Raw genomic sequence first — 14,388 nt, 5'->3', positions numbered from 1 at the left:
TCCAAACAAGCGGGTTCCTGGCATGAATGTCAGGTTCAGCCTGACTATAGTCAGGTATGACCTTACGTCTCATAGCTTTCATCAAGAATACGGCCAATCGAAGCAGCGCCTGGGGAGGGCATGATCGACAGGCCAAATTCGTTATGCCTGCGGCTTTTCGAAAGTTGTTCATGGCGAGCATCGGCGACGGAATCGGCGACGACGTGCTTCGTTCGATGTTGCCGGTTATCGCCGTTGGCGTTCTTGGCGCCGGGGCGTTCCAGACCAGTGTTCTGAACGCGCTGGGCATGGCGGCATTCTTGCTGCTCGGAGTGCCGGCCGGCGTTCTAGTGGACCGGTGGTCGAAGAAATCGACTTTGGTCATAGTCAATGTTTTCCGTGCCGCTGCAGTTGCCTCGGTGCCGATCGCCTATTTCCTTGGAATGCTCAGCATTTGGCACCTCTTTGCAGTCGCTGCCGTCGTCAGCGTAGCTGACGTCGTTTTCACGACTGCGCAGTCCGCTATGATGCCGACGCTGCTGAAAGGAAGCGAACTGGGAGACGGCTACGCAAAAGTGCAGTCCGTGCAGAGCGGCTTGGCCATAGCCACGCCTGGGATTGTGGGACTGATTGTCAAAGTCGTGTCCGCTCCTGCCCTGCTTTTCATTGCGGGCGCAGCCTACTTGTTCTCAGCGGTCATGACCGGCAGACTCCCACAAGATCGGTCGTCACGAGCAGAAGCCCCCGACAAGTTCTGGACCGAGGCACGCGATGGCCTCGGCTACACATTGAGCCATCCCTTGATTCGCTCCTTGATGATCTCCGTTGCGCTGGTCAATGCCGCAAGTATGTTCGGCGCCGCTGCCAAAGTCATTTTCGCCCTGCAAATCCTGAACATCCCCATGGATCAATTCGTATTGCTGGGCGCACTGTCAGCAGCAGGGGGTCTGGTCGCTTCCATGACGGCCACTCGCATCACACGACGTCTCGGCGTCGGCAGAACCAAGATCGCCGCGAGCCTGGCCAGCGCCGGATTCGTCATCCTCGTCCCTGTGGCACCCTTTCTGGGGCTGGCTCCGGTCGTGTGGATTGGTGTCTCGGGATTTGGCTGGTCCTTCTTCGTCATTCTGTCCGGGTTGGCGGGGGCCGGCATCATTCCCCGGCTCGTTCCGCACCACCTGATGGGAAGAGTTATGTCCACCTACCGGCTCTTCTCCCTAGGTATCATGCCTGTGGCCAGTATCGGCGGCGGAGTCCTGGCACTCGCAACCGGCGTCATTCCCGTGCTTTGGGTATGGGCGCTGGTTGCCGCCGCGTCCGCCACCCCCATCCTTCTCTCACCGATTCGGTCCTGGACGAAATTTCCCGAGGCACTCGACGTCCACTCACAAGACAACCCGGAAGCGGTAGTACCCGTCCCGGCACCGTAGCCCCTCAGCCCTAGCCTTAAAAGTAGAAGGGTGTCCTCAGATGAATGCCCCGGACACCCGATTCGTCTCGGGTGAAGTGACTGTATAGGTATGCCACAAAAACCCGTTCCGTCTCGTAATCGTCAAGGTGCCCCCAGTTGCCGCCGTCGAGAATGCGCATGGTCACGTAGCTTCCGCTTCGGTGCACAGCTAGAAGGACACTGCGCACCGTATGCCCGGGAGCGACAAAAATATCACTGACAGTTATGGATCCAGCGGTGATTGACGAGATACCCCATCCGCAGGCGATCACTGAGCCATCGCACCGGACGACGAAATTGGTAATCTCCGAACTTGGGCCGCAGCAAAGACTGGCGTAGTAGGTGGCATCCAAGAACAGACCACCCGGGACCTCTGCAGCCAGCTGCTGCTGTATGTTGCAGAAATCCAGGACTGGAACATTTGCATCGACGGAATAGGGCGACGACATCTCCGATTCATCAAGACGAAGCTGACGCAGCGTCAGCTCGTTCCCCTGTTCCCATGCGTTGCCGGTGAGCCCTGGGTTTTTACCCCAGGCGTAGATTCCTTCGAGGTCCGTTCCCGCCAGCGATGCTCCGAGTATTCTCAGCAGTTGTTGCCCCACGCCCTGCCCCCGGTAGTCCGCGCGCACCAGCCCAGCCCTTGCTCGAGACCTCACCATGGGGCAGTGCTGGAAATCCATGCGCCTGGTCCTCGGAATTGAGCCGCCCTCGGAGCTAAGCACTGGTGAATCTTCGACTTGGCCCCTAGCTCATATTGGCGCCTAGTTGTTCACGGCCGGTCTTTGAGCGCTTCCCGGACGGGAGGCCGCCCATGGTCACGGCCTGGCGCATGCATCAAAAAGCCGCTATGGTATCGATATTCGTTATTAACGATCATCGATAAAAACTGGGGGAGACGTGAAGTTGACCAAGAAGCGCCCGCGTGCCAGAAGCAAGAAAATCGTCTCCAGGATTGAGGCTCTTGTGATCATGATCGCCAGTGCCGCGGCAGCTGTCGTCACGACCGTCACGACTGTCTGCGGGATCATTGAAACGTTCACCGGTCCGGTGACGTTGACTCTGCCCCTACGTTCTTCCCCTCAACTTCCGACAGGGCTGGGAACAGACGCAGTCGCACGATTCAGCGCGATGGAAGCCACCCTTCCTTTTGTTCCATCGGGCGAAGCAGCGCTTTTGGCTTGGGCCGGCGTTCTGCATCAGGTAAGTTTCATCGCTGTCGCGGGCCTGCTTTTCCTCCTAGCTTTTCGGCTCCGCAGAGAGAATCTGTTTACCCCGGCGTCGGCATGGATTGTCGGGGCCAGCGGCATAGTCCTCGCCGTTTCGGCAAGCGCTGCTCAGACGCTGGATGCGGCTGCTCGAAGCCGGATCGCAGAGCTCATTGGTGCGAGCCAGGTAGCCACCGGCGAAACTCTTCTCTTCGCGTCCAACTTCAACGTCGCACCCTTCCTCGCCGGAATTGCCCTTGTCCTTGTCGCAGGAATCTTCCAGTTCGGTCGTGGGCTGCAAGAGGATACCGAGGGACTTGTCTGATGCCGGCCGAGGACTACTCCGCCATTCACTGCCGACTCGACGAATTGCTTGTCGAACGCGATATGAGCCTGACGGAGCTGAGCCGCAGGGTCGGCGTGAGTTTGGTGAACCTCTCGGTTCTGAAAAACAACCGGGCACGGGCTATCCGGTTCTCTACATTGACGGCACTCTGCGAGGTCCTGGAGTGTCAAGTCGGCGACCTGTTCCGTCACAAATCCGCCAGAATCTAGCGCGGACTCGACAACCGGACCATCGCGCCCGGCTAGGCATAAGCATCGATAGGGTCCGGGCAACGGCACCAAGGCGGCCGCGAAAGGATCACGGTCTTCCATGGCCGTGCGCGTTCAAGCGCAGGGAACGGTCTGTTTGACTTGACCACCCTTCGGCCCTTCGGCTAGATTTCGAGCAACATTTTCTTTGGGGGACAAATGGATATTTCAGCTAACCGGATCTTAAGCAAGCGATCGTCGCCGTGAGCCCGGACCATATCTGACGGGACCAGGTCGCCTTTGCGGCTTCCCGAATACGCGCAATAAGTCGCCCCGGATCACAGATGCCGAACCCTAATCCTTTTTCAGGTATTCCCTGCTCTTAGACTGTGCGGTCAGATCACATGTTGGCGGCATACGGCGGATGAATCGACAGTGACGACCAATATAAATCTGGCATTGTGTTAAAGAGTGATATACCGCCCCACGTCCCCGGAACTGCGGTCGATGCCGTCTCCAACCTTTGCTATCGACTCATGAGAGTTGTTCGCAAAATGTTAATCTACCGTATTTATTAAAAGGTGCTATGCTCCTCTTTGCCACATCAACAATGGCGTGGCATTTGATGAAAACCGAAAAATGGGGGAACAATGCTCGCAGCAACTGCAGGCAATCTGGACGCAACAATGACGATGGCGCGGGCTAAGCTTGACGGCATGATTGTGAGGTATGACGCCTGGTTCCTCGTCCTCCTCGCCGTCCTCATGGTCCTGGCCTTCGTACTGCTCGCAGCCATGGCAATTTGGTGCCTGGCGCAGGGGAAGGGACGCTTCACTGGCAACTGGCAGTGGAGCCAGTGGGGCGTATCCGTCCTAGTTGAATGCCGCTAACTCGCTCATAGCCTGAACGTCGTGGTGGCATCTGCCAGCATTACGGGTGCCACCACGGTGGGCTAACAAAGGAAATCAATGCTTCTCAGCGTGAAGAATCTCGACTATTCATATAACTCCCGCACGCAGGTGCTGCACGACGTCTCCTTCGATATCCGTGAGAACCAGATTGTAGGACTGATCGGGCCCAACGGATCCGGCAAATCAACACTGATCAAGGTCATTCTGGACTTGCTGAAGATACAGCATGGGAAGATCACCATCGACGCCGGCAGCAGCCAGGACCGCGGTGCAAAAATGGCTTCGATCTACTTGTCGAGCAACGACTACCTCCCCGAGTTCCTGACCGGCGAAGAATACCTGCGCTTCATCCACGGCCTTTACGGCGTCCCGATGAACCTTCCTGATATCGCGGACCAGTTCGAGCGTTATTCGATGAACGGAAGGCAGCACGATCTCATCGAGGACTACTCGCACGGCATGCGAAAGAAGGTCCAGTTGATCGGCGCCTTTGCGCTGAAACGCAAACTCACAGTGATCGACGAGACCCTCAACGGCGTGGATCTGGATGCGGTCTACACTTTCGAAAAGGACGTTGAGGCCCTTGCGAGCGACGGCAGGTCCGTCCTGCTCTGCAGTCATGACTTCGCCATGCTCGAGCATGTGGCGGACGAGGTCATGGTCCTGAACATGGGGGCACTGATCACGAAGTCCCCGACCCGCGAGATTCTTGAGACCAGTGGATCCCTAGGCGCCCTGACACGCGAATTGATTCAAGCAATGGACATCGCCTAGATGAGAATCACAAGCGTTCTGCTGCTATCTAAGATGTTTTGGCAATTTATACTGCGCCGGGTTCTTGGACGCGGAGTGCTCAGAAGCCGGGCCGCCCGGCTGTCTGCTGCACTGTTGGTGGTGTTCGCCTTTGCCGGCTTCTGCCTCATGAGCTATGTGATAATCCGGCAGTATCTTGGCGGAACAGGACTGCTGGATCCGGTCCTCCAGGTAGCCAACGCATCAGTCGGGTTCTGGGTACTCATCGTCTACACACTGATTCGCGTGCTCTTCCTCAAAGCAGACGAGCTTCTTCGCCTGACATTCACGCTGCCGGTGACAAATAAGGAAAGAACGCTCGCGTTCACCCTCTTCGAATCCACCATCGTATTGTGTCTGACGGTATTCATCTTCGGTGCGTTCTCACTATCAACAGTGCTCCTCGAAGGAGCCAGCTACATACCCAAGGTCCTGGCATCCATATGGCTCCCGGCCGTATCCACATACCTTGCCATAAGCTTGGGCTACTTCCTGCTCGAACGCCTACTTCTGGTCACCGGCTTGGCGCGTCTCCGCGGCCTTCTGGTACCGATGGTTCTCGCACTCGCGCTGGTTCTGCTCTTCCCGTACTCGACTGAGCTGAGCAACCGGATCGTTGAGAGCTACTTGTACAACAATGACGTCTTCGCCCCGCCTCTCGTCTACGCCGCGCTCCAGGCCCACCAAGGTATCTGGCTGGCGATTCTCGTTTTCCTCACCTCATCGACAGCCTTTCTCGCGCTGATAGTTGCCGCCGCCCCCAAGGGCTATGTGGCCGTCCGACGGTTCTTCAAGGTGCTGCCCTCGGGGTTGGCCCGGCATAGGTTCGGCGCGTACCTGCTCGTGCTCGTCCGCAGTTTCGAGACCACAGTCGCTGTGTCATTCTTGATCATCTACGCACTGTTTACGCTGTTGCAGAACATTGTCATCCCGCCCTTCGTCCTGGCTCTGATTACCTTTCAGGGGATATATGCCTACTCAAACTCCGAACCATTGAGGCGCATGGCAGTACATACCGGAAAACTCAGCCATAACTATTTGTGCCTCATTGGCTCCCAAGCCGTGCTTTTCATGGCGGTAGCGATTCCTGTAGTGGCCCTCTCATTGTTCCAAGGGATAGAATTTACTCTGATCCTGACCATTGTGGGTTTCTGCCTGAGCAACATCCTTATATCGACACTAATCGGCATAGCCTTCCCTCCCGAGAAGGGAAATCCCTTCACGGTTCTCATCGGTGTTGTCCTGGCATTAATTATCATCATGATTGTCGCCCTGGGTCTGAATATATTTAATCTGAGCATCATCATCAATATTGTGATTCTCGCTCTATTGAATGCCGCAGTTGTGTTCTACAGTATTTTGGGAATGAAAAGAATGGAGTTGATCTCACGCAATGAAGTGGCTGTTTAGATCCCTGACAGGCATTACCGTGTCATTTTTTCTGACCATGGCCGTGGTGGTCGTCAGTTTCATCATGACTATGTTCTCTGCTACCGAGATCGGTGTAAGAAAAACCGGACTTTTTGGTGCACTATTCTTTGAGCCACATCAGCTGGAAAACGGAGCCACCGGACTGGAAATCGGCGTATCCAATGGTCTGCCGATCCTTGTCCTCTTTGTAGTCATCACGGTATTTTCAATAGCCACTGCCGTGATGCTCGATCGGTTGAAATCCTACAAAAAGTCTCTACAGCGGCAGAGTTCACATCCTGCCTAGTATCGCGCCAGTCAGGCCCTCGCCGCAGTTGATACTGCGGCAGGTTCTGGCATGGTGTAAATGGCCCCTGCTGGGACTCACGGCAATGATGTCCGCCTGTCTTGTGGCGGCACTACTAACGGCCGACTCCTATCTGTTCGAGATGGGTGTGTGGCTGGCATTGCACTTCGGTTGCCTTTTGGCCGGCTTCGTCATCCATGAGCTTGGCCACGCGGTCACCGCCCGGATCTGCCCGGGCGTGGTCGATCTCCACGTATCTGTCAACATCTTTCGCTTTTCGCTCTCCCCGGTAGGAACCCTGTTCGGCTGGCAGGTTGCTCTGATTTCTCTGGTGGGCCCCTTCTCGTCTTGCCTGGCAGGGGCCCTATTGTTGCTCACAGCGCCTGGACTGTCTGTGCACTATTGGTTCCTGTTGCACCTGGTTTTCCTGGCACCCGCTTTTGGAGATGGCCGAAGCCTCATAGTCGGCCTGCGTAAATGGTCATCCCCGATACAACTGCAAGCCCCGTAGAGGGCTGGAGTGTCTTGCGTACCTTGAGTGGTTCAGGACCTGGGACATCGCAACCCTTGAGCGCCGGCCCGAACCTCATCTCCCCTGCCTGCTCCCGCCCCGTGTCCTCTGGGTGCTAATCCTTCAGAACGGTGGCGGAGGCCCGGCTCGCTGGTCATTGTCGTAGTCTCTGGTAGCCCAAAGCAAGGCACTATGGCCCCGACGATACATTCGTCCGTGCCGCCGCGGCGGCCGCAAACCAAGGAATTTGGAGCGCACTCCGAATCGGGAATCGGCCGCAGCGCCGTTGGCGGCGAATCCACTTATCTGCGACTCCCACCACCGGAGCTCCAGGGCACGGGGCACCCCAGACCCAATCAAGTTTCGAGAAGAAGCACTGAAGCCCCGAAAGTGATCGCGACATGTACCTCCTTCTGCCCTGGGCAGGGGTACGGTCTGGCGATGGATGACCTGGTGCAAGCCCAGCTCGCATTGAATTTGGAGGATCCTTCCGCCCGTCCCGGTTTCGATGAACAGTTCCTGGGTGTCACGGTTGGCATTCCGCGCCACTTCGGCGTCGAGTCGGTCCTGCTCCCGTACACCCACTTTTCCGTCCTCGTGCGGCTGGACAAACGTCTGGCAGCCGTTGCGGGCTCGGAATGGACGGAAGCCGCCCGGGCCAACATAGACATGGTGATTGCGCCAAGGCTCTCCGGTCTAGGCAAAAGAGAGCTGCGGAGTCGGTTCGCCTTCTAGAAGGGCAATAGTCGATGGGGGAGCGCCTGTCGCCATGTTCGCGCCCTCTCCCGTTCCAGCAGGGACGGACCTACGCCACGAGACGTAATGAGACGAGCCGCTCGTGAGTCTACGCCAGCGGTACTACACAGAGTGCGAGCATCTACCAGAGGGATACCAGAGGTTTGCCCACGATCTTGGCTGATTCCGCCTGATTCAGACTGAATCGCCAGCTTTCCGCAACAACAAAAAACCCCGCAGATCCCTTGTAAACACTGGGAACTGCGGGGTTCTAGCTGGTGGCTCCGACCGGCGTCGATCCGGTGACCTTTCGATTTTCAGTCGAACGCTCTACCAACTGAGCTACAGAGCCTAGGTGACGTGTCACCTTGAAGGCCGGAATTTCTTCCGGCAATCAGAGCGACCCTGACGGGACTTGAACCCGCGACCTCCGCCGTGACAGGGCGGCGCGCTAACCAACTGCGCTACAGGGCCTTGCTTGTTACTGCTTGTACTGCGTTTCTTGCCGCCTGCGGTTTCGCTTCCGCAATTTTTCAAGGCCTTTAGCCTACCAGACTTTTTGATCCGGTTTGACCAGTTCCTTGCGTACCCCCAACGGGATTCGAACCCGTGCCGCCGCCGTGAAAGGGCGGTGTCCTAGGCCGCTAGACGATGGGGGCCAGAACGCCATCCGGTTGAACTCATCAGGGCAAAAATTAAGGGCCGAAGCCTTTCGTTTTTGTCCTCTCGGGTTCCTCCGAACGGGACTATAAAACTATAAGGGCAGACCCCCGGTTATCCAAAATCGCCCCCGCGCGGGCCACGCGCGGGCGCACGGTGGGTGCAAGATGGACGGATGGATGCCGTTGATGCCCTCAATGAGATTGCGTTCTGGCTGGAACGGGAACTGGCCCCCACGTTCAAGATCCAGGCGTTCCGGAAGGCGGCCGGGATTATCGGCGCCCTGGAACCGGACGAGGTCGCGGCCCGGGCCCGCAACGGCAGGCTGAAAAGCATGAAGGGGATCGGGGACAGGACCTTCGAAGTCATCAGGCAGGCTGTCGACGGCGGCGTGCCCGACTACCTTGAGGGCCTGCGGCAACGCGGGCAGCAGCCCCTCGCGGACGGCGGCGCGGAACTGCACTCCGCCCTCCGCGGTGACCTGCACAGCCACAGCGACTGGTCCGACGGCGGGTCCCCGATCGGGCTCATGGCTGACGCCGCCCGGACGCTGGGCCGGGAGTATCTCGCCCTGACGGACCACTCCCCCAGCCTCAAGATCGCCAACGGACTGAGCGCCGAACGCCTCCTGGAACAACTGGACGTGCTCGCGGACATCAACGCGGACGGCGGGGGCTTCCGGCTCCTGGCCGGGATCGAGGTGGACATCCTGGAGGACGGGACCCTGGACCAGTCCCCGGACATGCTGGAGCGGCTGGACATAGTGGTGGCAAGTGTCCATTCGAAGCTCCGCTCCGACCGGCGCACCATGACCGAGCGGATGCTGGGCGCCATCAAGGATCCGCAGATGAACGTCCTCGGCCACTGCACAGGCCGGCTGCTGCAGGGCTCGAGGGGCACCCGGCCGCAGTCCGAGTTCGACGCTGCGCAGGTGTTCGCGGCGTGTGCCGAGAATGACGTAGCGGTCGAAATTAATTCCCGCCCCGAACGGCAGGATCCGCCGGACGAGCTGATCCGGCTTGCCCTCGATGCCGGCTGCCTCTTCAGCATCGACAGTGACGCCCACGCACCGGGCCAGCTGGATTTCCTGCAGTATGGCGCCGAGCGGGCGGCCTCGAACGGCGTGCCCGCCGAGCGGATCGTCACCACCTGGCCGCTGGATCGCCTGCTGGAGTGGGCCGGACGAGGCAAATAGCGGCCTAGCCCCGCGCCCGTTCCGGATCCTCAGGCCGCCACGGCGTGAGCCGGGGCAGCCAGCGCGGGACGTTACTGCGGTACTCCTCGTAGTCCGCACCAAACTTCCGGGTCAGCGCCGGCTCCTCGTACAGCCGGACGAAGGCCACCACCGGGACGGCGCCGATGCCCAGGGCCACGAAGAGCTTCGGCTGACCGAGCAGGAGTCCCTGCCCGGCGATGGCCGCGGCAATGGACACATACATCGGATTCCGCACGTACCGGTAGAGTCCGCCAACCACCAGCTTCCTGGGTGGGGCGAACGGCGCCGGAGTCCCGATGCCCTCCACGGCGAAATGCACGAAGGAGTTCGCGATCACCGCGGCGCCCGCGCCGATCAGCAGGGCGCCCGTGATCTGTGCGGGAACCCCTCCAGGGACCGGGTCCTCCACTTCCCAGCGGGTCAGAAGCCACGGCACCACGCCGGCGGCCGTTGCGGGGGCAACAGCGAAGACGGCGGTACCGATGGCCGCACGCCGTCTTTCGCGGGCCGAAGCTGGGGATATTGCCATACCGCCCATCGTGAACCCGCCACGCTGGGCGGACAAGGGCCCGCCGGCCCATGGTCCGGGACCGGTTCCGCACACGGGCACTCAGGCGAGCAGCAGCACTGCCAGCGTGAACATCACGACGGCGATGCCGGCGTCGAGCACGCGCCAGGCCGCCCGGCGCCGGAACAGGGTGGTCAGCAAACGCGCGCCGGCGCCGAGGGCGGCAAACCAGGCAATGCTGCCCAGGCCGGCCCCGGCGGCGAACCACCAGCGTCCGGACGGGCCCTGGGCGGCAGCGAGGGATCCGAGCAGCAGCACCGTGTCCAGGTAGACGTGCGGGTTCAGCCACGTGAAGGCCAGGCAGGTGCCCAGCACAGCCGCCCGGCTGCCTGGCGGCTTGTCGCCCGGATGCTCCATCTGCTCCCCCCGGACCGCACGCCGAGCCGCGAGCGCCCCGTAGGCGAGGAGGAACGCGGCGCCGACCCACCTGATCACCACCAGCGCGGCGGGCGCCCGGTCCAAAAGGACTCCGATGCCGGCGACGCCCAGCAGGATCAGCACGAGGTCCGACACGGCGCAGACCGCCACCACCATGGCGACGTGCGAGCGCTGGATGCCCTGGCGCAGGACGAAGGCGTTCTGCGCGCCGATGGCAACGATCAGGGACAGTCCGGCGGAAAGGCCGGAGAACAGGGGGAGGATCACCACTCCACGGTAGGCTCCGGCCGGAGATGAAACCAGTTAAAGTTCTTGGTCATACATAAGATGATCTAATGATGGAAATAGCCCCCGAGCAGGCCCGGACCCTGGCCGCCATCCTCACGCACGGAAGCTTCGACGCCGCAGCCGCCCACCTGTCCGTCACGCCGTCGGCCATCAGCCAGCGGATCCGGGCCCTGGAGACCGCCGTCGGCCGGCCCGTCCTGACCCGTGCGCGTCCGCCCGGACTCACCGAGTCCGGCCAGGCCGTGGTTCGGTTCGCCCGGCAGCTGGAATTGCTCTCCGCGGACCTGGCCGAGGAACTGCAGCCGGCGGAACCCCGGGGCGGGACGCGCCTGACGCTGGTGATCAACAGCGATTCACTGCACACCTGGGCGCTGGCCGGCCTCGCGGCGGCCAGCAGCAACATCCAGCTGGAGATCCTGCGCGAAGACCAGGAACACTCGCTGGACCTCCTGCGCGCGGGCGCCGCGGCCGCCGCCATCACCGAGACAGCCAAGCCTGTGCCCGGCTGCTCCTCCACCAGGCTGGGAGTCATGCGCTATCTGCCGGTATGCGCTCCGGAGTTCGCCACCCGCTGGTTTGAGGCCGGGGTCACCGCCGCGACCCTGGCCGCAGCACCCGTCGTGCTCTTTGACCGCAAAGACGATCTGCAGGACCGCTGGCTGCGCCGGTTCCGCCGCGCGACCCTTCAGCCGCCGCGGCACTACGTTCCGGCCTCCCAGGAGTTTGGCGATGCCATCCGCTGGGGCATGGGATGGGGCATGATGCCCGAGATCGAAATCGGTGAAGACCTCGCGAACGGCACGCTTGAGCGGCTCTCGCCCCGCGCTCAGGTGGACGTTGCCCTCTACTGGCAGCAATGGCGTCGCGGATCGGTAGCGCTGACCGAGGTCGCGGACGCTGTCCGCGCGGCGGCGCGGCTCCTGCGCTGAGGCAATCCGGCATGTTGGCAGGATCTCGACTAGACGTGGCCGATTCCCGCCAGCCGGGAGGGCGCGGCACGGGCTAGATTGGCAGCATGGCTACCACCGCCGCATCCGGCCCCACTCCGTCCGCAGGCCCCCACGAAGGGTCTCCGCACGCTGCCCCCGCTCCCGCCCCGCAACCCGCACCAACCCCTCCCCGACAGCCGGCCACGATCAGCAGGCTCGGCATCGCCGCCGTCGTTGTCACTGTGGTCCTGTGGGCTTCCGCCTTCGTGGGCATCCGGGCCGTGGGCCCGAGCTTCTCCCCCGGCCCGCTGACCCTCGGCCGGCTGGCGGTTGCCGCGGTCGCGCTGGGCCTCCTGGTGGTGCCCAAGCTCAAGGGGCTGCCCCGGGGCCGCGAATGGTGGCCCATCCTGGCCTACGGCGTCATGTGGTTCGGCGGCTACAACGTGGCCCTCAACGCGGCGGAGCACATGCTGGACGCCGGCACCGCTGCCCTGCTGATCAACGTCAACCCCATCCTTGTCGCCGTGATGGCCGGGATCATCCTCAAAGAGGGGTTCCCCCGCTGGCTGATCATCGGCAGCCTGATAGCGTTCGGCGGCGTCGCCGTGATTGCGCTGGGTTCCGGCCAGAAGTCGACGGCGGACGTGGCCGGCGTGCTGTTGTGCCTGCTTGCTGCAGCTCTTGCCGCGGTGAGCGTGATCGTCCAAAAGCCGGTGCTCCGCAAGTTCCCGGCCGCCCAGGCCACCTGGTTCGGCATCATGGTGGGGGCGCTTTGCTGCCTGCCCTTCAGCGGCCAGCTGATCGCCGAACTGCAGGCCGCGCCACTGCCGGCCACGCTGGGCCTGGTCTACCTGGGCATCTTCCCGACGGCGATCGCGTTCACCACCTGGGCCTATGCGCTCTCGCTGATTGACGCCGGGCGCCTCGCCGCCACCACCTACCTGGTCCCGGGCACCACCATCCTGATCTCCTGGCTGGTGCTGGGCGAGATTCCGACCATCTGGGGTCTGGTGGGCGGCGTGATCTGCCTGGTGGGCGTGGCCCTGACCCGGCGCCGGTCCCGCTAGGGTTTCCCTATGTCCCCGTCGCTCCCGCCTGGCCTGCCGATCGTTCCAAATGGCGACGACGGGCCCTTCAACGGTCAAAGAGAGGGTCAAGGCGACGGACGCGGCGATGCCGATGGCGACGGACCCTTTCCGATGTCCGACGCCGATTTCGAGGCCGCGGTGACCGACGCCCTGGACCGGATCCCGCCGGAGCTGGCGAAGACCATGAGCAATGTGGCGATCTTCATCGAGGACGACTACACCCCGCAGCCCGGGGAGGATCCGGACACCGTGCTGCTGGGGCTCTACGAGGGGGTCCCGCTGACCGAGCGGGATTCCTGGTGGGACGCCGGTTCTCTGCCGGACCGCATCACCATCTTCCGCCAGCCCATCCTGGACATCTGTGCCTCCCGCGAGGACGTGATCGAGGAAGTCACCGTCACCGTGGTGCACGAGATCGCCCACCACTTCGGCATCAGCGACGCGCGCCTGCACGAGCTCGGCTGGGGATAGCCTTGTAGGCATGGGACACGACCACAGCCACTCGCACGGCATCTCCGCCTCTGGCACTGGCACAGCAAAACACCGGAAGCGTCTGGTCGCCGTCCTGGCCATCACGCTGGCCGTGGTGCTCGTGCAGGCGATTGGCGCGGTGGTCTCGGGATCCCTGGCCCTGCTCGCCGACGCCGGGCACATGCTCTCCGACGCCGCCGGCGTCTTCATCGCCCTGCTGGCCGCGTGGATCGCCGCCCGGCCGGCCAGCGACCAGCGCACCTACGGCTACCAGCGCGCAGAAGTCCTGGCGGCGCTGGCAAACGCCCTGGTCCTGATCGTCATCTCCGTGGTCATTTTCACCGAAGCCATCCGCCGGCTCGGCTCCACCCCGGAGGTCCACACCGACATCATGCTCGCCGCGGCGGTCCTCGGCGCCGTCGCCAACCTGGTGTCCCTGCTGATCCTGCGCGGCGCCCAGAAGGAAAGCCTGAACGTCCGCGGCGCCTACCTGGAGGTCCTGGGCGATCTGCTGGGCTCCTTTGCCGTCATCGTGGCCGCGGTGGTCATCATGGTCACCGGGTTCCAGGCGGCCGACACCATTGCGTCGATCCTCATCGCCCTGATGATCCTGCCCAGGGCCTGGCACCTGCTGCGCGACGTGGTGGACGTGCTCCTCGAGGCCACCCCCAAGGGCGTGGACGTCCAGATGATCCGCGAGCACATCCTCGCGGTGGACGGCGTGGTGTCCGTCCACGACATCCACATCTGGACCATCACCTCGGGCGTCCCCGTGTTCTCCGCGCACGTGGTGGTGGAGGATGCGGCCCTCGGAGCCCGCGGCGCCGACCGGGTCCTGGACAAACTCACCACCTGCCTGGGCTCCCATTTCGACACCGAGCACTGCACCTTCCAGCTCGAGCCGGCCACCCACTCGGAACACGAGGCCCACCAGCACGCCTGAGCGGCGGCGC

The 14,388-nt window shown here is 62.0% G+C and carries 17 protein-coding genes and 3 tRNA genes; 14 read left to right on the top strand and 6 right to left on the bottom strand.

Annotated elements, in window-relative coordinates:
• Positions 1 to 56: 56 nt before the first annotated feature.
• A complete protein-coding gene (locus tag AC1DEY_RS04880) occupies positions 57 to 1,409 on the top strand; it encodes an MFS transporter (protein ID WP_476866992.1) in 1,353 nt (450 codons plus the stop codon).
• A gap of 16 nt (positions 1,410 to 1,425) precedes the next feature.
• On the opposite strand, the gene AC1DEY_RS04875 is transcribed toward AC1DEY_RS04880, so the two are convergent.
• A complete protein-coding gene (locus tag AC1DEY_RS04875; RefSeq protein WP_476866991.1) occupies positions 1,426 to 2,112 on the bottom strand; it encodes a hypothetical protein in 687 nt (228 codons plus the stop codon).
• Positions 2,113 to 2,329: 217 nt separating this feature from the next.
• Here AC1DEY_RS04875 and AC1DEY_RS04870 point away from each other — a divergent pair, with 217 nt between their 5' ends.
• From AC1DEY_RS04870 to AC1DEY_RS04835, 8 genes are all read left to right on the top strand, one after another.
• Positions 2,330 to 2,962: a hypothetical protein gene (locus AC1DEY_RS04870; RefSeq protein WP_476866990.1), complete on the top strand. Its 633-nt coding sequence runs from the start codon at positions 2,330 to 2,332 to the stop codon at positions 2,960 to 2,962.
• Positions 2,962 to 3,192 (top strand): helix-turn-helix domain-containing protein, encoded by a 231-nt coding sequence (locus AC1DEY_RS04865; RefSeq protein WP_476866989.1) that lies wholly within the window; start codon positions 2,962 to 2,964, stop codon positions 3,190 to 3,192. The genes AC1DEY_RS04870 and AC1DEY_RS04865 overlap by 1 nt, the downstream gene beginning before the upstream one ends.
• Positions 3,193 to 3,821: 629 nt before the next feature.
• Positions 3,822 to 4,061 (top strand): hypothetical protein, encoded by a 240-nt coding sequence (locus AC1DEY_RS04860; RefSeq protein ID WP_476866988.1) that lies wholly within the window; start codon positions 3,822 to 3,824, stop codon positions 4,059 to 4,061.
• Between the two features lie 78 nt (positions 4,062 to 4,139).
• Positions 4,140 to 4,856 carry an ATP-binding cassette domain-containing protein gene (locus tag AC1DEY_RS04855; protein ID WP_476866987.1) on the top strand — a complete coding sequence of 239 codons (717 nt, stop codon included), beginning with the start codon at positions 4,140 to 4,142 and terminating at the stop codon, positions 4,854 to 4,856.
• Positions 4,857 to 6,284: a hypothetical protein gene (locus AC1DEY_RS04850; RefSeq protein WP_476866986.1), complete on the top strand. Its 1,428-nt coding sequence runs from the start codon at positions 4,857 to 4,859 to the stop codon at positions 6,282 to 6,284. It begins immediately after the preceding gene.
• Positions 6,268 to 6,591 carry a hypothetical protein gene (locus tag AC1DEY_RS04845; RefSeq protein ID WP_476866985.1) on the top strand — a complete coding sequence of 108 codons (324 nt, stop codon included), beginning with the start codon at positions 6,268 to 6,270 and terminating at the stop codon, positions 6,589 to 6,591. The genes AC1DEY_RS04850 and AC1DEY_RS04845 overlap by 17 nt, the downstream gene beginning before the upstream one ends.
• A gap of 85 nt (positions 6,592 to 6,676) precedes the next feature.
• Entirely contained in the window at positions 6,677 to 7,102 is a 426-nt protein-coding gene (locus tag AC1DEY_RS04840; RefSeq protein WP_476866984.1) for a hypothetical protein, read from the top strand.
• Positions 7,103 to 7,543: 441 nt separating this feature from the next.
• Positions 7,544 to 7,837, top strand: a complete 294-nt coding sequence (locus tag AC1DEY_RS04835; RefSeq protein WP_476866983.1) for a hypothetical protein — start codon at positions 7,544 to 7,546, stop codon at positions 7,835 to 7,837.
• A 276-nt stretch (positions 7,838 to 8,113) separates the two neighbouring features.
• Here AC1DEY_RS04835 and AC1DEY_RS04830 read toward each other — a convergent pair.
• The 3 genes from AC1DEY_RS04830 to AC1DEY_RS04820 form a co-directional block, all read right to left on the bottom strand.
• Positions 8,114 to 8,189, bottom strand: a tRNA-Phe gene (locus tag AC1DEY_RS04830).
• Between the two features lie 48 nt (positions 8,190 to 8,237).
• Positions 8,238 to 8,311 (bottom strand) — tRNA-Asp (locus AC1DEY_RS04825).
• A gap of 112 nt (positions 8,312 to 8,423) precedes the next feature.
• A tRNA-Glu gene (locus AC1DEY_RS04820) sits at positions 8,424 to 8,496 on the bottom strand.
• A 176-nt stretch (positions 8,497 to 8,672) separates the two neighbouring features.
• On the opposite strand from AC1DEY_RS04820, the gene AC1DEY_RS04815 reads away from it, so the two are divergent.
• Entirely contained in the window at positions 8,673 to 9,692 is a 1,020-nt protein-coding gene (locus AC1DEY_RS04815; protein WP_476866982.1) for a PHP domain-containing protein, read from the top strand.
• A gap of 4 nt (positions 9,693 to 9,696) precedes the next feature.
• Here AC1DEY_RS04815 and AC1DEY_RS04810 read toward each other — a convergent pair whose 3' ends face one another.
• Positions 9,697 to 10,242 (bottom strand): methyltransferase family protein, encoded by a 546-nt coding sequence (locus AC1DEY_RS04810; protein WP_476866981.1) that lies wholly within the window; start codon positions 10,240 to 10,242, stop codon positions 9,697 to 9,699.
• 81 nt (positions 10,243 to 10,323) lie between these two features.
• Positions 10,324 to 10,926: a LysE/ArgO family amino acid transporter gene (locus tag AC1DEY_RS04805; protein WP_476866980.1), complete on the bottom strand. Its 603-nt coding sequence runs from the start codon at positions 10,924 to 10,926 to the stop codon at positions 10,324 to 10,326.
• 68 nt (positions 10,927 to 10,994) lie between these two features.
• Here AC1DEY_RS04805 and AC1DEY_RS04800 point away from each other — a divergent pair, with 68 nt between their 5' ends.
• The 4 genes from AC1DEY_RS04800 to AC1DEY_RS04785 all read left to right on the top strand — a co-directional run bounded on the left by AC1DEY_RS04800 (position 10,995) and on the right by AC1DEY_RS04785 (position 14,378).
• Positions 10,995 to 11,876: an ArgP/LysG family DNA-binding transcriptional regulator gene (locus tag AC1DEY_RS04800; protein WP_476866979.1), complete on the top strand. Its 882-nt coding sequence runs from the start codon at positions 10,995 to 10,997 to the stop codon at positions 11,874 to 11,876.
• An 86-nt stretch (positions 11,877 to 11,962) separates the two neighbouring features.
• Positions 11,963 to 12,943: a DMT family transporter gene (locus AC1DEY_RS04795; RefSeq protein ID WP_476866978.1), complete on the top strand. Its 981-nt coding sequence runs from the start codon at positions 11,963 to 11,965 to the stop codon at positions 12,941 to 12,943.
• A gap of 132 nt (positions 12,944 to 13,075) precedes the next feature.
• A complete protein-coding gene (locus AC1DEY_RS04790) occupies positions 13,076 to 13,435 on the top strand; it encodes a metallopeptidase family protein (RefSeq protein ID WP_476866977.1) in 360 nt (119 codons plus the stop codon).
• A 10-nt stretch (positions 13,436 to 13,445) separates the two neighbouring features.
• Positions 13,446 to 14,378 carry a cation diffusion facilitator family transporter gene (locus AC1DEY_RS04785; protein ID WP_476866976.1) on the top strand — a complete coding sequence of 311 codons (933 nt, stop codon included), beginning with the start codon at positions 13,446 to 13,448 and terminating at the stop codon, positions 14,376 to 14,378.
• The last annotated feature ends 10 nt before the right edge of the window (positions 14,379 to 14,388 follow it).

Source organism: Arthrobacter sp. 05T47, assembly GCF_056395825.1.
This window is presented reverse-complemented; position numbering and strand designations above follow the sequence as displayed.